The organism is Neobacillus sp. GCM10027624 (assembly GCF_042675345.1).
Classification (GTDB): Bacteria; Bacillota; Bacilli; order Bacillales; family Cytobacillaceae; genus Neobacillus; species Neobacillus cucumis_D.
Map to the genome: position 1 here is coordinate 1 of NZ_JBHTHD010000013.1, position 19,296 is coordinate 19,296.

Annotated in this window: 17 protein-coding genes; 11 read left to right on the top strand and 6 right to left on the bottom strand. The window is 39.2% G+C overall.

Features of this window, described 5'->3' with window-relative positions:
• Positions 1-123: 123 nt before the first annotated feature.
• Positions 124-318 (bottom strand): hypothetical protein, encoded by a 195-nt coding sequence (locus tag ACFQZ9_RS21055; RefSeq protein WP_498945229.1) that lies wholly within the window; start codon positions 316-318, stop codon positions 124-126.
• A gap of 145 nt (positions 319-463) precedes the next feature.
• On the opposite strand from ACFQZ9_RS21055, the gene ACFQZ9_RS21060 reads away from it, so the two are divergent.
• The gene (locus ACFQZ9_RS21060; protein ID WP_498945230.1) at positions 464-1,282 is read left to right on the top strand and encodes an MBL fold metallo-hydrolase; all 819 of its coding nucleotides are present in this window, start codon (positions 464-466) and stop codon (positions 1,280-1,282) included.
• A 129-nt stretch (positions 1,283-1,411) separates the two neighbouring features.
• A complete protein-coding gene (locus tag ACFQZ9_RS21065; RefSeq protein WP_198313510.1) occupies positions 1,412-2,239 on the top strand; it encodes an alpha/beta fold hydrolase in 828 nt (275 codons plus the stop codon).
• Between the two features lie 46 nt (positions 2,240-2,285).
• Here the strand turns inward: ACFQZ9_RS21065 and ACFQZ9_RS21070 are convergent, their stop codons facing one another.
• The 3 genes from ACFQZ9_RS21070 to ACFQZ9_RS21080 all read right to left on the bottom strand — a co-directional run bounded on the left by ACFQZ9_RS21070 (position 2,286) and on the right by ACFQZ9_RS21080 (position 5,312).
• Complete coding sequence (locus tag ACFQZ9_RS21070; protein ID WP_232490266.1) at positions 2,286-2,567, bottom strand: YggT family protein; 282 nt, start codon at positions 2,565-2,567, stop codon at positions 2,286-2,288.
• A 527-nt stretch (positions 2,568-3,094) separates the two neighbouring features.
• Entirely contained in the window at positions 3,095-4,369 is a 1,275-nt protein-coding gene (locus ACFQZ9_RS21075) for an L-cysteine desulfidase family protein (RefSeq protein WP_498945231.1), read from the bottom strand.
• Between the two features lie 160 nt (positions 4,370-4,529).
• Entirely contained in the window at positions 4,530-5,312 is a 783-nt protein-coding gene (locus tag ACFQZ9_RS21080) for a metal-dependent hydrolase (protein WP_498945232.1), read from the bottom strand.
• Between the two features lie 201 nt (positions 5,313-5,513).
• Here ACFQZ9_RS21080 and ACFQZ9_RS21085 point away from each other — a divergent pair, with 201 nt between their 5' ends.
• Positions 5,514-5,888 (top strand): hypothetical protein, encoded by a 375-nt coding sequence (locus ACFQZ9_RS21085; protein ID WP_198313514.1) that lies wholly within the window; start codon positions 5,514-5,516, stop codon positions 5,886-5,888.
• A 25-nt stretch (positions 5,889-5,913) separates the two neighbouring features.
• Here the strand turns inward: ACFQZ9_RS21085 and ACFQZ9_RS21090 are convergent, their stop codons facing one another.
• Positions 5,914-6,900, bottom strand: a complete 987-nt coding sequence (locus ACFQZ9_RS21090; protein WP_498945233.1) for a DMT family transporter — start codon at positions 6,898-6,900, stop codon at positions 5,914-5,916.
• Between the two features lie 136 nt (positions 6,901-7,036).
• Between ACFQZ9_RS21090 and ACFQZ9_RS21095 the strand changes: the two genes are divergently transcribed.
• From ACFQZ9_RS21095 to ACFQZ9_RS21125, 7 genes are all read left to right on the top strand, one after another.
• Positions 7,037-7,486 carry an NUDIX hydrolase gene (locus ACFQZ9_RS21095; protein ID WP_498945234.1) on the top strand — a complete coding sequence of 150 codons (450 nt, stop codon included), beginning with the start codon at positions 7,037-7,039 and terminating at the stop codon, positions 7,484-7,486.
• 350 nt (positions 7,487-7,836) lie between these two features.
• A complete protein-coding gene (locus tag ACFQZ9_RS21100) occupies positions 7,837-9,135 on the top strand; it encodes a C40 family peptidase (RefSeq protein ID WP_498945235.1) in 1,299 nt (432 codons plus the stop codon).
• A 140-nt stretch (positions 9,136-9,275) separates the two neighbouring features.
• Positions 9,276-10,574, top strand: a complete 1,299-nt coding sequence (locus tag ACFQZ9_RS21105; protein WP_498945236.1) for a hypothetical protein — start codon at positions 9,276-9,278, stop codon at positions 10,572-10,574.
• Between the two features lie 168 nt (positions 10,575-10,742).
• Entirely contained in the window at positions 10,743-11,930 is a 1,188-nt protein-coding gene (locus ACFQZ9_RS21110; RefSeq protein WP_498945237.1) for a M20 family metallopeptidase, read from the top strand.
• Positions 11,931-11,942: 12 nt separating this feature from the next.
• On the top strand, positions 11,943-12,143 hold the full coding sequence (locus ACFQZ9_RS21115) for a DUF3311 domain-containing protein (RefSeq protein WP_498945238.1): 201 nt from the start codon (positions 11,943-11,945) through the stop codon (positions 12,141-12,143).
• Positions 12,140-13,624: a sodium:solute symporter family protein gene (locus tag ACFQZ9_RS21120; RefSeq protein ID WP_498945239.1), complete on the top strand. Its 1,485-nt coding sequence runs from the start codon at positions 12,140-12,142 to the stop codon at positions 13,622-13,624. Before ACFQZ9_RS21115 ends, ACFQZ9_RS21120 begins: the two co-directional genes overlap by 4 nt.
• A 401-nt stretch (positions 13,625-14,025) precedes the next feature.
• On the top strand, positions 14,026-14,667 hold the full coding sequence (locus tag ACFQZ9_RS21125) for a hypothetical protein (protein ID WP_498945240.1): 642 nt from the start codon (positions 14,026-14,028) through the stop codon (positions 14,665-14,667).
• A gap of 63 nt (positions 14,668-14,730) precedes the next feature.
• Here ACFQZ9_RS21125 and ACFQZ9_RS21130 read toward each other — a convergent pair whose 3' ends face one another.
• A complete protein-coding gene (locus tag ACFQZ9_RS21130) occupies positions 14,731-15,675 on the bottom strand; it encodes a PD-(D/E)XK nuclease family protein (protein WP_198313522.1) in 945 nt (314 codons plus the stop codon).
• Positions 15,676-15,927: 252 nt separating this feature from the next.
• Between ACFQZ9_RS21130 and ACFQZ9_RS21135 the strand changes: the two genes are divergently transcribed.
• Positions 15,928-19,080, top strand: a complete 3,153-nt coding sequence (locus ACFQZ9_RS21135) for a DEAD/DEAH box helicase (RefSeq protein WP_498945241.1) — start codon at positions 15,928-15,930, stop codon at positions 19,078-19,080.
• The last annotated feature ends 216 nt before the right edge of the window (positions 19,081-19,296 follow it).

The following is a 19,296-nucleotide window of genomic DNA, read 5'->3' on the forward strand; positions in this document are numbered from 1 at the left end:
TTTAGTTTCTAAACTATATTTGGTCATAATTAAAAACTGCACCTCCAATTGTTATTTGTGTCTAACAATTGGGGTGCAGTTCAAAGTGTCTCGGTATCTTTTTATTTGTGGTGAAGTTTAAAATCAAGCTTCCAATCCTTCTAATAGCAGCTTTTCTTTTTCCACTTCCATTGCCGTTACAATGTAAGCAAATCCGTTCATAAGAAGGTATATAACGTTAGATTGAACCCGTTCAGTTTCTCCTAAATAAGTATTTATAATGATGATGAAGGAATATAAGACAACAAAAAATAAGGCGATTTTATTGAAGATGGCCATTCGCTAACAGCTCCTTTATTTAGGATTCCTTACTGTTATCATATTTAATTAGTGCTGGTCTTATGCAATCCTTAATATGTAACCTGGTTGATTTGATATAATTGGGGAAATAAATGATAAAATTTTTAAAAAAGAGGGAGACGCCATGATCCAATTTCAAAATGAATACATAACGGTGTTTCAAAGTGCATTATTTCAAACAACCTGTACGGTGGTACATTCAAAGGATTTTGTTCTTGTTGTGGACCCAAACTGGCTTCCTCACGAAATAGAGGAAATAAAGCAACATGTAAACGGGATTAAAGGGGAAAAGGAACTATACCTTCTCTTTACGCACGGTGATTTTGACCATGTCATTGGCTACAAAGCCTTCCCGAATGCCAAGGTAATCGCAAGCAAGGGACTGAGGGACCACCCAAATAAGGAACAAAAAGTGTACTTAATCCAGCAATTTTATAATGAAAATTACATTAAAGCACCTTATCCAATTGTTTTTCCGGAGGAAGTCGATATTGTCATCGAAGAAGACGGTCAGAAGTTAGTGATTGGCGATACCACGATTACCTTCTACCTGTCACCGGGCCATACGCATGATGGATTGTTTACGGTCATCGAGCCGGAAGGCATTTGGATTGCTGGTGATTATCTATCTGATTTCGAGCTGCCGTTTATCTACGACAGTGCAAAGGCATACGAAGCAACACTTCAAAAAGCAGAGCAGATTCTTGAGAAGCATAAAGTTTCTGTTATGGTCCCGGGACATGGGCAGGCGACGACAAGTCGAGGGGAAATTAAGCGCAGAATTCAATTATCACAAGATTACCTAGAGAAATTAATTACTGCTGTTAAAAAAGAGGACACAGAGGCAATAGCTGCATTGGAAAAAGAAATGCCTTTCCCATCAAACTTCACAAAAACCTGTCACGAAGAAAACATCGCCATTATTCGAAGGGAATATAAATAAGAAGTTAGGGGCATGGCGCCACTATATAAATTCTACAAAATTCGGGTGGTGCCTGGCACCGCCCGAATTTTGTCACATTTGGACAACTCCTCCAGTATAATAACGTATCTTTTATTGGAGAGGTGTTAAATGAAATCTTTTTTTATTAAAGGGGGATCTGGAACGTCGTTATTTGTGGTGGAGAGTGGAAATCCGCACGGGAAGCCAATCCTTTTTGTTCATGATGTTTCGCAAAACCATCTTAGTTGGATTCATCAGTTTCAATCCAAGGAGTTAGAGCAATTTCGCCTAATTGCCTTGGATTTACGCGGTCACGGTTTTTCTGAAAAGCCAAAGGAAGGGTATCACAATCAACAAAACTGGGCGGATGACATCCAGTCGGTTATTCATGCCTTAAATCTAAAAAAGCCATTGCTGGTTGGCTGGTCCTACGGTGGAAAGGTTGTTTTGGATTATCTTCAAATTTATGGGGAAGGGGATATTTCTGGTATTAACCTAGTGAATGTTGGAACTTCTTCGGGAATCTCTGGTTCTGGAGGCACCTATTATACTCCCGCCTTGCAAGCCGTCATTCCTGGGCTTATATCCAAAAAAGCCCTTGAAAGTACGAATGCCCTCAAGCAATTTGTAACGCTCCTGTTTGCGCAAAACCCAACATTGAACGATTTTTACTTCATACTAGGATATAACACAATGGTTCCTCCCTATGTTCGTGAAGCGATTATCACACGATCCGAATCTTATGATGACCTGCTCCCAACCATTCAAAAGCCGGTCCTTCTTACCCATGGTGTAAAGGATAAAATAATTTATCCGGCCCAGTCTATTGAAAACGCTCAGATCATACCAAACTCAATTCTTTCCCTTTATGCTTATGCCGGGCATTCTCCCTTTTGGGAGTCAGTGGAAAAATATAATCAAGATCTCAGCGCGTTTGCGAACGGCAGGAATATGTAATAAATAGAAGACAGTAGCCGTCCTGCTTACTGTCTTCTCTAGATTCCTATACCCCAATAAAATTCAACGAACGGCGGAGGCCTTCCAAGGCAAATCCACTTAAATAATTAAAAACAAAGAGTGCGACGATAGGCGAAATATCAATCGGACCAAGAGGGGGGATAAACCGCCTGAAAATGCTTAAATATGGTTCAACTAGTTTGCTAATCCATCCGCCGATCTTGGAGGAGTGAAAAGCCGGAAACCAGGAACCAAAAATAGATATTAAGATCAGCCAATAGTATGCCTCAAAAAGAGTCTGTCCAAATTGAAAAATGGTTAAGCCCAATTTTAATTCTCCCATCTATAATAAATTTTATGAAATTCTATAACTTGTACTATACATAGGTTTATACGATTATATTCTCATTTAGTTTCAATATTTCCAAACTGTTCATCGTAAAAAACAACTTTTCTCCAGCAAGGTGAAAAAGCTGCCCTTTGAGAGATGATCAGGCAGCTTTCTCTAACATTTTTATCTATAACAGCAATCATTATTCCTCTTCTGTATAAGCTTCCGTTGTCGTATCCCTGCAATCCCAGCACTCAGCTCGAGTCCTTTCCAAAATTGACAATTCCATTCCACAAGAAATGCAAATATCCATAGTTTCATATGCCCCTTTCCGGTGAGAATGTTTTAAAACATATTTATATATATTCAAAATATTATGAATTATAACATTATGAGCTTGTATAAAAATAAAAACGCCCTGTCCCTACCCAAAATAGGTGATTCGACAAAAATCGGGTGGTGCCTGTCACCACCCGATTTTTGTGGAATGAGACCATACAAAAAAAGGGTTATTTATGATCAATTTATTTCTCGAGCATGAGTTGCAGGATGAGTTGGTCGGTTTGTCGGGTTCCTTCGTTTCCGAGTTTGCAGAAGCTTTCGATGCTTTTTTCTACGTCGTCGTGAATGAAGCCGTCGGTTGATTGGATTGCTTGGTTATTTAGTGCCAGTAGGGCGGATTGAACGGCGACATTGGAACAGGTTGAGACTTTCATCGCACAGCCTGCTTTCGCCCCGTCACAGATCATCCCCGAAACATTGCCAATCGTATTTTGGATTGCTGCTTTAATTTGGGGAAGGCCGCCATCAAGCAGGTAAACAATCGCTGCGCTTGCTCCCATCCCGGCAGCCGTTACGCCGCATAAGGCGGACAAGCGGCCAAACTTGGATTTGATATGAATCGTAACCAGATGACTAAGGGCAACCGCACGAATCATTTTTTTCTCCGAAACCTTCAGCTTCTCTGCAACCGCAACCACTGGAAGGGTTACCGCAATCCCTTGATTTCCACTCCCCGTATTGGCCATTACCGGAAGGGTGGAACCTGCCATCCTTGCATCAGACCCTGCAGCAGCAAGTGACATAGCGGCAGTCGCTAAATCATCAGATAGATATCCTTTTATTACATTTTCCTTAATGGTTCGTCCAACATTAAGCCCGTACTCTCCGGAGAGTCCTTCAATCCCAATCTTCCGATTTAGTTCGATACTCTTTATTACAAGATCTAGGTCATGAGGGTCAACAGTAAGAAGCCAATCATAGACTTCATCAATGGTAAGCTCTTCTAATGCTTCCTCATCGGTTTGAATCCCGATGTTTTCACAGCCGCCAAGGAAAACCGTTTTTCCATCTACCTCGATTAGGGTGATATTACTGTGATTATCAGATATAACCACTTTTGCAGTCTGCTGATCTGTTTGTAAAACTACTTCTATATAAAGTCGTTTCGGTGTATCTGCCTGTCCGGTTGTGACTTTTCCCGCTTCAATCAGCTTTAATGCAAGCAGCTCATCTTCTGCCGTTAGACCATGAAGAACCTCCAGCTTCTTATCAGGGTCTCCTGCTGCTGCTCCAAGTGCTGCAGCAAAATCAAGACCTTTAGCCGACATCCCTGGAATTCCAACCGATTTGGCATTCTTTATAATATTCCCGCTCGCATACAGATGAATCTTTTGAATATTGCCCTTCGCATAGCTTTTTGCCGTTGCCGCAGCCAATGCAATCGCAACTGGCTCCGTACAGCCAAGAGCAACCACTAACTCCCTCTCCAAAATCGACAAAATCCTATCTTTACCCATCCCCGCTCACCCTCCGCTTTCCCAATCAACTTTTCCTAAATTCTATCATACTGGCAATCAAAAGCTATTAGGTATTTATTGGGGGGCGTGGATGTATTCGACAAAATCCGGGCGGTGCCTGTCACCGCCCGAATTTTGTCGAATATAAAGCACGTCTTTTTTATTTCTCAAATGTGACTTCTTCTCCGTAACCGAGGGGGATGACGGCTGTTTTTGGGTAGTCTTTTAATAGTTTTTCTAGTTCTTTGTCTTTGTCGACCATGAAATCGACTACAGGAAATGCATTGAGTAATTGGGTTAAGGCTTCAGGTGATGCCGCGGTTTCGTTAGTTGGGAAGGTATGGCTCGGTATGACGTAATGAACGTCTAACAAATGTTTTATCGCATAGGCTGCTTCTCTCGGACCCATTGTAAAATGCCCAGAAGAGGACAATACTGCAATTTCAGGCTGATACACATCCTGAATTAACTTCATATCGGACATCAAGGCAGTATCCCCTGAGTGGTAAACAGTATAATCATTCTTAAAATCAAAAATATAACCGGCGGCTTCTCCTGCATACACAGGGGGGCCTTCTGTTTCTCGATAGGAAGAAGTATGTTTCGCCTGAACCATCGTAACAATCACATCATCAAAGGAAACGGAGCCCCCTAAATTGATCGGCAGCACATTTTTAATCCCTTGCTGTAGAAGAATCAGAGCCAGCTCATATTGCGCAACAATCATCATCTCAGGTTTATGTTCAATAATCTTAGCCAGCCCACTCGTATGATCGAAATGACCGTGGGTTAGAAAAACACAGTCAAAAGATTGATAGAACGCAGCGGTATCCATATCCGGCGGAAACCCGGGATTTAAATCAAAGAAAGGATCAATCAGGTAGTTTTTCCCTTCCTTACTTTTAAAAATATACATAGCATGGCCAAGTCTTTGAATTTTCATCGTAAGCCCTCCTATTGGGAATAAGACCAAAACTATTGTATTTTCAGTATGGGTAATTTAGAACCTATGGAAATTTGTGAAACCCTCGCTATGCTTCAATAATCCTTTGAAAAAAGTACAAGTTACCTATTTTCTATAAAATTTAAACTAAATATGTTAATATTCGTATAAAGAAACAAAGAAAATAAGGAGATGTATGTATTGTTCCTTTCAGAACTTCACTCAGAAGAGAGAGAAGCATTTCTTGAATTAGCTAACTTAATTGCCGCGATTGACGGGAATCGATCTATATTTGAAGAAACTATTTTAACTAAATATAAAAAGGAAATGGAACTCGAGGATTATCAATTAAAGGGCCTTGCCATCGAGGATATACTCAAGATATTCAAATCGGAACGTTCCAAAAATATCGTCTTAGTTGAACTTTTTAAATTAATCTATTCAGATGGAGTGTTTCATCATCAAGAGAGCGAATCTGTCCAAATCATCAAGAAATACTTCGGATTTGATTCGAATGAATTCGCAAGCTTCAAGGATTGGATTATAAAAATTAAAGAATTATCATTTGAAAAATAAAAAAGAGCTTGCCCCAAGCTCTTTTTTATTTGTAAAGTTGCTCCTCAGTCCGCCGCCATCTTTTAAAACCAAACAAGCCCTTTTTCCCTTTCTGATTCACAGCCATTAAACCCACAGCTACAAGTAGAAGAGCCACAATTGTATTAACCGTTATATGTTCACCCGGTAGAAACATCGCGGATAAAATGGTCCCGGAAACGGGTACAACGAACTTATAAAGGGAAACTTCTCCCGCTTTATTATACTTGAGCAAAGAGGTCCACAAGGCGAAGGCCGCTGCGGATAAAAAGACTGCATACCCCAATAGCACCCACGCATTCACCGTAAAGTCAAAAGCATGTGGTTTAAGATTTGGGGTTCCCACCACGAGCATGATCAGCGAACCAGTGAACATTTGCCACCCAGTTAAGGCAAACGGATGAAGATTTGCAGAAAGGCGCTTGGATAAAAAGGTACCGAAAGTACTGGCTAATCCAGAAAGCAGCATAAATCCTTCTCCATAAAACGAAAAATCCAGTGAGGCATCCTGTCCCCAATTGGACAGCACAATACCCCCAAAACCAGTAATCAAACCAAAAACCTTCCGCCAATCTAAGCGGTCATCCTTATAAACAAAATGTGCCAGAAAAACAACGAAAAATACACCGCTGGAGTTTAAAATCGATGCCTTCATCCCCGATGTATGGGCTAATCCATTATAAAAAAAGAAATAGCTTAAACTCGTTGTAAACAGCCCTAAACCAATAATGGCAGGCCATTGCCGCCAGTTTACTTTGAGCGCCTTACGATCAACGCAGAGCATGAAAAATAGTAGCAGTAATGACGACATCATGAAACGGATTCCCGCAAAAACAACTTTTGCCGATAAATCGTCTTCTGCCATGCCAAGCTCATCATAACTTAGTTTTAAAACCGGAAAGGCACTCCCCCATAGAACTGAGCAAAACACGGCAACCACGATGACCCAATATTTATTTGTAAAAAAATGCGTATATCCCCTTTGCTGGTTCATACAAGTCTACTCCAAAAATTACGTCGTCTATTACTCTAGTTAGCCATTATACACGAGACTGAAAGGGCTTGCACTAGTAATTAGTAATAATGGAAAAATGATATGATAGAAATAAAATCATTTTTGGAGGACGTATATGGGCTATATTGAAGATTTGCGCAAAGTCATCGGAACCCGTCCGCTTATTTTAGTAGGCGCAGTAGTGGGTGTGATCAATGAACAAGGAGAAATTCTTTTACAAAAACGGCCGGAGAGAATCTGGGCGCTTCCAGGCGGTCTCCTCGAATTAGGGGAGTCTGCTGAAGAGGCGGGAAGAAGGGAAGTCTTTGAAGAAACAGGAGTTGAAATTGGCCAGCTCGAGCTGGTAGACGTTTTTTCAGGAAAGCAGTATTTCAGAAAGCTGGAAAATGGCGATGAATTCTATCCAGTTACAATTGTATATACTTCAAATAATATTAAAAGCAGTAACATCAAAGTGGATGGGGTGGAATCGCTTGCTGCTGGATTCTTTCCGATACGAGAATTACCAGATGGGACCAGCCCGTTAGTGCTAAAGCTGATTCAAAAACTAAATATAGGTCAATAACAACACTAATAAACGGCTAGGTGACAGTTTCATCCAAAACAGGTCAAAATGTCTATATATCGTCAACAACAGAATTTCTTACTAGGCTAATAGTATTCATGAAAAAATATTCTAACAGATTAAAAATTGTTTACAAATGTGTTACTTAGATCAAGTTGTAGATGGGAAAAAATAGCGGTAAAACCCCGATGTTATAATATTTACCGCTATTTCTATAGTTTGTAATAGAAAGCGTTTACACGACCACATATTCAATAAATTTACTGTATTACCACTTTGTGTGGATGTGCATGATTGTACTTTTCATTATTATAGCTATGTATTAATAATGAAAGTAAGGAGTGCTTTAGTTGAAAAAAAATCTAGTAACAGCAGCTGCAACGGCCGGGCTTGTACTAACTGCATTTGGAGCCACTGCCAATGCACAAGAACCTACATACACGGTTCATCCTGGTGATAGTCTTTGGAAAATCTCTCATTTACAAAATGTTTCAATCAATCACTTAAAAGAATGGAACAACCTTTCAAGTGATAAAATATATGTAAATCAAAAATTATCCCTTACCTACACCGTAAAACCTGGTGATAGTCTATGGAAACTAGCAAGAGCAAATGGTACGACTGTTAGTGAGCTGAAAAGCTTGAATGGCTTATCATCAGATTTGATTCGTATTGGCCAGCAATTAAAAATACCAAATTCAAATACTAGTACTCAAGTTTCTGCTCCGACCCTCTCTGTTAACCAAAAATATGTGGTTAAAAAAGGGGACACGCTATCTGAGATTGGAGCTCGTTTTAATCTATCTGTTGTACAGCTAAAAAATATCAACCACTTAACATCAGACCGCATTCATGTAGGACAAACATTAAGTGTGACTGGTGCACAATCAACATCTGCTTCGTATAAAGTTTCTGAAGTTCCGACTAGAAAAGTTACCAAATCCAAAGCGAAAGCAGCTGTGAAGCGAGTAGAGATCATTAAAAGTGTAGTGGCTAAATCCGAAGCAAAAACTGCGGTAAAACCTGCCACGCCTTCGGAGACAAAGGTGGCTCAAAAACCGGCCGTGAAGTCCAGCTTAACTGAGACTCAAAAATCTGAAGGAAACACTTATTCAAAAGAGTCTGTAAAACCAGCAGCACCCTCGACATCAACAGCGGTCCAAAAACCAGTTGAAAAGCCGGAAACAAATGCGGTCCAAAAACCTGCTGAGAAGCCAGAAACAAATGTGACTCAAAAACCAGCAGCGAAACCACAAGCAGAGGCTACTCAAAAACCTGCTGTTAATTCCGCATCAAAGGTCCAAGAAGTAATTGCTGAAGCTCAAAAATACATAGGCACACCATACCGCTGGGGTGGAAATACTCCTAGTGGTTTTGATTGCAGCGGTTTCACAAAATATGTATTCGATCATGTAGGAATTTCAATACCTAGAACTACCAGCACACAATGGAGTGCAACCACACCAGTTGGTTCGCCAAGCGTAGGGGACCTAGTCTTTTTTGAAACCTACAAAGCAGGTCCATCACATGTTGGAATCTACTTAGGCAACAATAAATTCATTAGTGCGGCAGACCAAGGTGTTGTTATCTCCGACATGACAGTATCCTATTGGAAAACAAGATACTTGGGTGCGAGATCTCCTTATTAATGTAGCCAAATATAAATAAATGTTGATTTATAGTACCTGCCTCTAACTGATATAATGTTAGGACAGGTACTTTTTTGTTATCAATTCTCAGTAATGGTGCAACGAAAATTACAGATTTATAAAGGAAGTCGGAATACGGAATGTTTAAAATCGGATTAGTCGGCCTTGAAGCTTCGATAAAACAGATTTTAGATTTGGCAGAAGAATATAAACAGGAATTAGAGATCATCTCTTTCCCCTATATAGATATCGATGAAGTAGAGAACATTGTAAAAGAACATCACTCCCGTGTGCATGCATGGCTTTTTTCTGGTCCACTCCCCTATGAAATTGGGAAAAGGACATTGGGTACAGATATGATCATGGTCCATGTTCCCGCTACGGAATCAGGCTTTTTTAAAGCCTTTTTAGAGTTGAGTGATGAACTAGGGAGATTGATTAAAAAACTTAGCATAGATACGATGACGACAAACAATATAAGCGAGGAAGCTTTATCACAACTTAAAATAAAAAAAACAACGGTCTATACAAAAGCATTTGAGTTAGATGTTAATACGAATGAATTGTTGCAATTTCACCTAGAGTTATGGAATCAAGGAAAAATTGAAGGAGTTTTAACTTGTTTCCCATCCGTTTGCGAGGCATTAAGAGAGAAGGGAATTCCTGCCTACCGAATGTCGATGACATTGATGGAAATTCGGCAAACGCTTCGAATCCTTTTGGAAAAAGTAAAGACCTCCTATTTTAAAGATAGACAAATTGGCGTTGAAATCATTGAGGTTGAATATTTTAACAGAGTAGCAGAGGAAATGAAAACCCCTTACCATTTACAGTACTTAGAGCTCAGACTAAAAGAAATGTTGATTCAACTGGGCGAAAAAATAAATGGGTCTTTTTCTGAGAAGGGGAACGGCCGATACATGATTTTTAGCTCCCGCGGCGCAATTGAACGTGAAATTGCCTCACTTGAAGAAACTGTTCAAAAATTGGCATTTGAGGCAGAAACGACTGTTGCAGTAGGAATAGGTTTCGGCGAGACTGCCTATGCTGCGGAAATCAATGCGTTTCGTGCCATACAACATTCTAAGGAAATGAAGAAGCGCGAAATTGTTATGGTTCAAGATGATGGAAAGATTATCGAATCACCCGGCCAAAACAATGAATTACAATATGAAATCCGTTCCCAAAATGAAATCCTTATTGAAAAATTAAAAAAGGGAAATATCAGCGTTAAAACGTATAAAAAAATCGTTTCTCTCATTCAAAAAATGGGTTGGAATGATTTTACAACCAAAGATTTAGCGGCACATCTTGAGATGACAGAGCGTAATGTGCGCCGTATTGTAACCGATATGTGTGAAGTGGAGTTGGCAAAATATGTTGGCCAGGAGGCCTATGCTACTCGTGGAAGACCGAGTAAAATATATCGTTTGTTATAAGCATCCATCGTTTTGGGTGCTATTTATTTTGGCTTTTTTCAGAATACCTAAAGATTATTGCATTCATAAAATTCAAAAAACTATTGAAACTTAATTTGCAAACCTATATACTTCATTTAAGGAATTTTTTCCTTAAACTATCCAAAAATAAAAAGGAGGTTGATGGGCGTGTCCCAAACAATAACGATTAATGATTTAATCGAAGAGGTTAAAGAGGAAGTGATTGGCTGGCGAAGATATTTACATATGTATCCGGAGCTATCCTTTCAGGAAGTAAAAACAGCCCAATATGTTTATGAAACATTAAAGACTTTTGGTGATCTGGAAATTTCACGTCCGACAAAAACAAGTATTATGGCCCGGTTGAAGGGGCAGCAGCCTGGAAAGGTAATCGCACTGCGGGCGGATATGGATGCGCTTCCAATTGAGGAGGAGAATGATTTTAACTTTGTTTCACGGAATTTAGGTGTCATGCATGCTTGCGGTCATGATGGGCATACAGCGATGCTTTTAGGCGCTGCAAAGATTCTGACAAAGTTAAAGGGGCAAATAAGGGGGGAGGTTCGCTTTTTATTCCAACATGCCGAGGAGCAGCCGCCAGGCGGTGCCCAAGAAATGGTGAACGCAGGTGTCCTCGAAGGAGTAGAATCAATCCTTGGGGCCCATCTGGTTTCTACTCTTCCACTTGGGAAAATTGGTTTGAGTTATGGGCCGATGATGGCCGGAGCGGATACGTTTAAAATTACCGTTTTAGGTAAGGGAGGACATGCCTCACAACCCGATCAAACGATTGATCCGATTGCAATTGGAGCTCAGGTGGTAACGAATCTCCAGCATATTGTTTCAAGGTATCAGGATGCTCAGGAAACTTCCGTGATTTCAGTAACCCAGTTCCATGCGGGAAGTGCGATAAATGTAATTCCAAGTACGGTAACGATTGGAGGGTCCGTCCGATGTTTTAACCCGGACTTGCAGAAGAAGATACCGAACTTTATTGAACGCATTGTAAAGGGGATTACGGAAGCACATGGAGCCACCTATCAATTTAATTATCAGTTCGGTTACGCCTCTGTTATAAATGATGAGGAAGTTACGAGAGTAATAGACGAAACGGTTTGTGAAGTTTTTGGAGAAGATTGCCGGGAGTTGGTCAAGCCAATGATGGCAAGTGAAGATTTTTCAGCCTTTCAAAAAGTAGTACCAGGATCCTATGTTTCAATTGGTGCGGGTAATGAAGAAAAAGGGATTATCTATCCACACCATCATCCCAAATTTACAATTGACGAACAAGCTTTAGCGGATGGAACGAAGTTATTGGTCCACGGAACTTTGAAACTATTAAATCAAAACGATTAGGGGGATGAGGGAATGAAATCCATCTATTGGCTAGCCGTTATTCCATTTCTTGGCCTTGTTGCAGGGGCTTTATTTACAAATAGAATGACTCCTTATGTGATCGGAATGCCGTTTTTTCACTTTTGGATTGTACTCTGGTCTTTTTTAACCACAGGAATCCTTGGAATTATCTATATTTTAGATCCAGCTAACCGGGAGGAGAATTCAAAATGAATATTGCCGTGCTATTCATCTTGTCATTTTTCGTCGTTTCTGTTGCTATAGGGATTTGGGCAAAAAAAGGGAAAGAAATGAACTTGGAACAATGGTCGGTGGGGGGCCGCGGAATGGGAACCCTGTTGATTTTCCTTTTGTCAGCTGGTGAAATGTATACGACCTTTACCTTTTTAGGAGCAAGCGGTTCTGCTTATCGGGATGGGGGTTCGATTTTTAGTATCGTCACATACGGCTGCCTGGCTACGGTCATTTCCTATTTTGTATTTCCCGCGATTTGGAGGTATGCAAAGCAACACAAATTAGTTTCTCAATCTGATTTTTTTGTAAAAAAATATCAGAGTCCTTACCTTGGAGTTCTTGTTGCTGTGATTGGGATTGTGGCATGTACTTGCTACTTAGTACTTCAATTCAAAGGCTTAGGCTATATCGTGACGGCAACTTCTTATGGGGTCATCTCTTCTAAGGCTGCCATTTGGGTCGGAGCCCTTGGGGTAACCATTTTTGTGATGATTTCTGGTATTCACGGTTCCGCTCTGACATCGATTTTGAAGGATATTTTGATTCTAGGTATTGTGGTATTTTTAGGAGTTTATTTCCCTATACATTATTACGGTGGTATTCATCCGATGTTCGAGGCGATCAATCAAGCGAAACCAAATTTCCCTATACTTCCTGAACAGGGGATGAGCGTATCGTGGTATATATCGACCGTCATCTTAAGTTCCATCGGATTCTATATGTGGCCGCATGGCTTTTCTCCCGTTTTTGCAGCCTCCAGCGAAAAGGCTTTGCGAAAAAATGCAGCCCTCATGCCCATTTACCAATTGATTCTGTTGTTTGCCTTTTTTGTAGGATTTGCAGCCATTTTACAAACACCAGGATTAGAGGGAAGTGCAGCTGATTTAATCTTACTCAAGTTTTCCAAACAGGCATTCGACCCATGGTTTGTTGGGCTGATTGGCGGAGCCGGTGTGTTAGCGGCTTTAGTACCAAGTTCCTTACTATTAATGACGATTTCAACTTTGTTTGCTAAAAATATTTATCAGGTATTCTCTCCAGCCACAACGGACAATCAGATTGCAAAACTAGTAAAATATCTCGTTCCGTTTATCTCACTTGCAGCTATTTATTTGACTTTTAAAGGTGGAAATAGCCTTTTTAGTATCGCCATCATCGCTTACAATTTTATTACTCAACTTGCCCCTGCCTTTTTTGCCAGCTTGATGAAAAAGAATTTTGTGACGAAACAGGGTGCCTTTGCCGGGATTATCATTGGTGGTGTGTTGGTGTCCTTTATGGATTTAGGGAATATAAAAATTGCCGAGCTATTCCCGCATCTTCCCCAAGCCATTAAAGACTTGAACGATGGAATAATCGCCTTATTTATTAATATTACCGTTTTATTAATTGTTAGTTTAGTAACAAAAAAAGCGGCATCAACCCATCAGAAGACCGATGTTTTGGAGCCGGTGCAGTAAAGGATAGGTTCCATGGGATCTACTTCCTAGGGGGATTCCTTAAATGAGGAATCCTCCAAGGGAAAACTAACCGATCATTTGTTTAGCTTCTATCCATCCTGCTGGATTTAAAAAATACCCCCCTATGATCAATAACACAGTACTAAAACGAATGGAACGAACTTTCATGCATTCACCCCGCGATATCTCTAACTTATTTAGATAATATTCAATCACAGTCTAACAATCCCATTGATTGAAAAAAATTCTTAGCTATTTATCCCTTTTGAGCATTTGGGCTTTTGCGATTGTTCGCAGACTTTTCTCCGTTTTTCTATACTAAACTAGTCCATTAGAAGGTTTGTCCTATTAAAAGGATAAGTTTACAATAGGATAGAAATAATTCTTCTAGGAGCAAACCAATGGATAAGAAAGAACAATTGTTATTGAACTATTATTATGAAAAGTTAGTTAATCATACGTTTGATGAAAAGGATGTATTTGCTTTTTTGCTGTTAATCCGAAATCGCAGTAAAGAGATTTGCTGGATTCAGGAGCTGGCCGATTTGGCGGTGCAGCGAGAGCAGTATACAGGCTATATTAAGGAGTACCTTGTTGAAACAAGAAAGAAGTTTGAAAATCTAGGAAAAACAAAAGCCGCGATCCGAATTGAGGATGTGTTTTCCTTTAAAGAAATCAAAACCGGATTGAATAAAGCATTGGCAGAGTATCAATTACCAGCCCTAGAAAATGAGCATATAAACGATTTTGTAACTTGTCTGATTTCCATCCTTCAACAGATCAAAATTATGGATGAGAATGAAAGAGAGAGTGGAAAACTATTTTTCTCTGTTTCCAATAAACAAATTATTTTAATGGCGGAAATAGAAGTTACTCAAAATCTATTCAAGAAAACGAACGCGGTTTTTCCCGTTCTGACTACTAATAATAGTTACTTGGATATCAAAAAGCAGGACAGGTTTGATACTCCTTATTTGTTTGCTGACGAGGCGGTTGAAATTGTCAATCAGGAAGGGAAACTAGAGATCATTATTCCGAATTAGCACTTGCCCCTAATAAAAAAGCCTAAACCATGGAGGAAATATTTCCATTTTGGTTTAGGATTTTTAACCATTCAGTGAATCATGAACCGACAAACATTTCTCCTTGAAATTACAGCTTTGACACTTTCTCGAAGGATTCATCTCAAACTGTTCAATATTCACCGGCTTATTTTTCACGGGGTCCTCAAGGTATTTCAACATATAATAGATACTGTCATTCATTAAGGCTTGAGCGGACTCAATTTCGAACTCGGTTAATTTATATTCCTGGTGTTTGCCTGATAGCAAATATTCATTGCGAAGGATGATATCTTCAATTGGAATATTGTGTTGTTTTGATAGAAAAAGGGCATAAAAGGCGAGCTGTTTACGGTCATCCTCCGACTCTTTCCCCGTTTTCCAATCGACGACAATCCACTTTTCCTGACTCACATCTTTGTAAACAAAGTCGAGTACCACAAACACGTCGACACCATTAACCTCAAACGTTTGAAAATCCTCTGAATGCAGGACATGCATCTCTAGTTTTGTCAGAATATCTTGGTAGGTTCTGCTTGTAAAAAAGTTCTTTATACATAGGTCCAGCTTCATTTTCGCAGAAGCAATGGCATCCTTGCTAAGCCCGTCTCCATAGTAGATTTCATGAAGCATTTGGTATTGCTTCGGCTTGTTAAACCAATGCTGTCGATGTTTGGTGGAATCAAGGTAAGCCTTATTGAGACTTCGAGTGATTAAAGTAATCATCTCATCTTCAGTAAACAGGCTTTTGTCATTGAGAAACTTCTTGAGCTGCCAGTCAATCGCTTTGTGGATTAGGTCCCCCAACAGGATGGGGATGTTTTTGATATTTTTAAGCCGGTATGCTGCTTTATTTTCATCGGGTGCTTCATATAACCAGCCGTTATGAGATTCGTAGTATTGGTGATAATACTTTCGCACACATTCCAGGAATGTTTTATGCCTAGAATTAGACCACGAAAATTCAGGAAAGTCCCGGTGAACGTACATGGGAGTTCCTCCTCCTTTAAAGAGATGATAACCCAAACAATAGAGAATATAATATCTTTAATATTAACATAAGTGCCTTTTCTGCGAAGACAGCCCTTTATAAAAAAACAACTAAACTAAAAAGTGGAAATTATATTCTAATCTTTCACGGTGAAATTTAAATATCTTACTTTTTAAAAAAGGGTTTATTATAGATAACAAAGAAAATGTTAAATAATAGTATTAGAAATGGGAAATACAAGGAGTATCACCATGCTCAAACAAGGAATCTACGAAGAAATTATTACACAAAAACTAAAGAATGATCTTAACGGGCTAGATATCACCACCTACGACATTGGCAAAGAATCTATCGACGTTGAAGAGGCCAGAAGACTTTTATCTTCTTACATATCCTTAGTAACAAGGAAAGCCCTTAAGTTTGTCCGCGACAATGAAAGTAATGACCAACAAGCATTAGTTAATCAAATTAAGACCTGTAATGAAATTATCACAACATTAAGTGATCGGCTTGATGAGGAGGAATTCCGACAGCTTAGAATTGAGGAGGAAGGAGAGGTTCTTACCTCTATCTATTCTCGAATCAATTCAATCCGCAGCATTCAAAAGGGTGAAATTGTTCGGCCAGTCACCCCGCTTTCACAAAGTTCACTTTTTACAGGCTCGAATTATGAACCTAATATGCTAGGTGAGTTGAAAAAGGAAATCCTCACGTCCGACAAAATAGATATGCTTGTTTCCTTTATTAAATGGAGCGGGCTGCGTTGTATTATTGAGGAACTGCGAACTTTTACCGAAAATCCAGACAACAAGCTTAGAGTAATTACTACCTCTTATATGGAGGCGACGGATTATAAGGCGATAAAGGAACTTAGCCAATTGCCTAATACAGAAATTAAGATTTCCTATGATGTGGAGCGGACCAGACTTCACGCGAAGGCCTATCTTTTTAAAAGAGAAACAGGATTTAGTACTGCTTATATCGGTTCCTCAAATCTCTCAAATCCAGCTTTAACCTCTGGTTTAGAGTGGAATATTAAGGTTACTGAAAAGGATTCATTTGATATTGTAAAAAAATTTGAAGCTACATTTGAGAGCTATTGGAATGACAATGAGTTTAGAATGTTCAGACCGGATAGTGAGAATGATCAGGAGCTTTTAAAGAATGCTCTATCAAAAAGTAAAAACCAAAACGAGAATGAGCATCATTTCATCTTCGATATTCAACCTTATTTCTATCAAAAAGAAATACTTGAAAAGATTCAAGTAGAACGTGAAGTGTTTGGTCGAATGAAGAACCTTCTTGTTGCTGCAACGGGTGTGGGGAAGACCGTTATTTCTGCATTTGACTATAAACGATTTAAGAACAAAAATAGGTCTGCCAAATTGTTGTTTGTTGCGCATCGTGAGGAAATCTTAAAACAGAGTCTTGAAACCTTCCGAGTGATTTTGAAGGATTCAAATTTTGGCGATATGTTGGTCGGCACCCATAAACCAGAGTCACTAGAACATTTATTCGTAAGCATTCAAAGCTTTAATAGTAAAAAACTATATGAAGTCACAACAAGTGATTTTTATGATTTTATCATCGTGGATGAATTTCATCACGCTGCAGCTGAATCCTATCAGAGGCTGTTAAGCTACTATCAACCGAGTATTCTTCTTGGACTGACTGCAACACCTGAGCGGATGGACGGAAAGGATATATTAACTTATTTTGATGATACAATTTCTGCTGAAATGCGGTTAACGGAAGCCATTAATAGAAAGCTATTGAGTCCGTTTCAGTATTTTTGTATCAGTGATACGGTTGATTTGTCCAAATTGAAATGGAGCCGTAAAGGGTATGAAATTAGAGAATTGGAGAATGTCTATACTTCGAACGTTCACCGAAGCAGCCAGATTGTAAAAAGTATTTATAAATACGTTACCGACATTGACCAAGTTAAAGGGTTAGGGTTTTGCGTCTCAATCGAACATGCAAAGTATATGGCGGATTTCTTTAATAAGGTTGGTATTCCTTCTGTAGCACTTTATGGGAATGTCGATGGAAAGACGAGAAGAGAAGCACAGTACAAGCTTATACAAGGTGTAGTTAAATTTATTTTTGTGGTCGATCTTTATAATGAAGGGATCGACATCCCTGAAGCGAATACCATTTTATTTCTACGTCCGACAGAAAGTTTGACAGTGTTCCTGCAGCAGTTGGGAAGGGGACTTCGATTAGCGGAAGGGAAAGAATGCCTGACAGTACTAGATTATGTTGGGCAAGCTCATAAAAACTATAATTTTGAAGAAAAGTTTCGGGCCTTGATTGGAAAAACAAAGCATTCGGTACAACACTACCTAGAAAATGGGTTCTTTCATTTGCCAAAAGGCTGCTTTGTTCAATTAGAAAAGCAGGCGAAGGATTATATATTAAGAAACATTAAATCCAGTGCCATTACTCGTGGAAACTTGATTGCCAAGATGAAATATTTTGAGGAAGACACGGGTATGTCTCTAACGCTGGCGAGCTTTTTAAAGTATTATCACCTTTCGATTTATGATTTTTATGGAAAAAATGGCGACCGTAGTTATAGCCGGATGATGGTAGAAGCAGGTGTAGCACCCAATTTTGAATTCGCTGATGAAAAAGTAGTGAAGAAGCGTTTGCCTAATTTATTTCATTTAAACTCAAAAAAGTTGCTGCAATTTTTAGTGAAATATATTGATTTACGAACGGTTCAGAATGAGGAAGAGCAATTGATGTTGGCAATCTTCTATTATTCATTTTATAATTCTCACCCTGCCAATGAAGGCTTTATTACCCTTGAGGAAGGGGTAGCTAGAATTTTGGCGCAGCCAGAGTTTCGTGATGAGATTAAGGAAATCTTGCAGTTCCTTTATCAGTCCTTAGAAACAATGGAATTTGAGAATGACTTTAATTTTTATTGTCCATTAGGTGTTCATTGTAGTTATAACACTTCTCAGATTCTAGCGGCTCTTGGGTATTACAATGAGAGCACTAGCCCAGCATTTCGTGAGGGAGTAAAACACTTTGAAAGTAAGAAGCTTGATATCTTTTTCATAACGTTAAATAAATCAGAGAAGGATTTTTCACCATCTACTTTGTATGACGATTATGCGATTAATGAACATCTTTTTCATTGGCAAACGCAAAGTCGTGTGGCGGAGGGAAGTAAAATAGCTGAACGCTATATTAACCATAAAAAGAATAATCATAAAATAGCACTGTTTGTCAGAGAGTATAAAAAGGAAAATGGTTATACAGCACCATTTGTTTTCCTTGGAACTGCTGACCATGTCAGCCATTCCGGCAGCAAGCCGATGAATTTTGTTTGGCGATTGAAGGAAGAAATGCCTTCTTATCTTGTGCCAAGGGCAAATAAAAATATTTTATAACAAGATGAACCCTACAATGTTGGGGTTTCTTTTTTGTATCTGAAAGAAAATCCTATTTCTTTATTATTGATGTTTAGGCAATATTTGTTCAAATTGGGGGGAACTAGTGATTCGACCACGGAGGAATAGAAAGAATTAGTCTATACTAATCAAACGTTTGGTTAAAAGCGGCTAATCCAGTAGAATAAAGCTTTTACCCGCAATAGCATATACTAA

Excerpts from the sequence above, each read along its gene's own strand:
- ACFQZ9_RS21055 (WP_498945229.1), bottom strand. The coding sequence starts at position 318 with ATGGCCATCTTCAATAAAATCGCCTTATTTTTTGTTGTCTTATATTCC.
- ACFQZ9_RS21060 (WP_498945230.1), top strand. The coding sequence starts at position 464 with ATGATCCAATTTCAAAATGAATACATAACGGTGTTTCAAAGTGCATTA.
- ACFQZ9_RS21065 (WP_198313510.1), top strand. The coding sequence starts at position 1,412 with ATGAAATCTTTTTTTATTAAAGGGGGATCTGGAACGTCGTTATTTGTG.
- ACFQZ9_RS21075 (WP_498945231.1), bottom strand. The coding sequence starts at position 4,369 with ATGGGTAAAGATAGGATTTTGTCGATTTTGGAGAGGGAGTTAGTGGTT.
- ACFQZ9_RS21080 (WP_498945232.1), bottom strand. The coding sequence starts at position 5,312 with ATGAAAATTCAAAGACTTGGCCATGCTATGTATATTTTTAAAAGTAAG.
- ACFQZ9_RS21090 (WP_498945233.1), bottom strand. The coding sequence starts at position 6,900 with ATGAACCAGCAAAGGGGATATACGCATTTTTTTACAAATAAATATTGG.
- ACFQZ9_RS21095 (WP_498945234.1), top strand. The coding sequence starts at position 7,037 with ATGGGCTATATTGAAGATTTGCGCAAAGTCATCGGAACCCGTCCGCTT.
- ACFQZ9_RS21105 (WP_498945236.1), top strand. The coding sequence starts at position 9,276 with ATGTTTAAAATCGGATTAGTCGGCCTTGAAGCTTCGATAAAACAGATT.
- ACFQZ9_RS21115 (WP_498945238.1), top strand. The coding sequence starts at position 11,943 with ATGAAATCCATCTATTGGCTAGCCGTTATTCCATTTCTTGGCCTTGTT.
- ACFQZ9_RS21120 (WP_498945239.1), top strand. The coding sequence starts at position 12,140 with ATGAATATTGCCGTGCTATTCATCTTGTCATTTTTCGTCGTTTCTGTT.
- ACFQZ9_RS21125 (WP_498945240.1), top strand. The coding sequence starts at position 14,026 with ATGGATAAGAAAGAACAATTGTTATTGAACTATTATTATGAAAAGTTA.
- ACFQZ9_RS21130 (WP_198313522.1), bottom strand. The coding sequence starts at position 15,675 with ATGTACGTTCACCGGGACTTTCCTGAATTTTCGTGGTCTAATTCTAGG.
- ACFQZ9_RS21135 (WP_498945241.1), top strand. The coding sequence starts at position 15,928 with ATGCTCAAACAAGGAATCTACGAAGAAATTATTACACAAAAACTAAAG.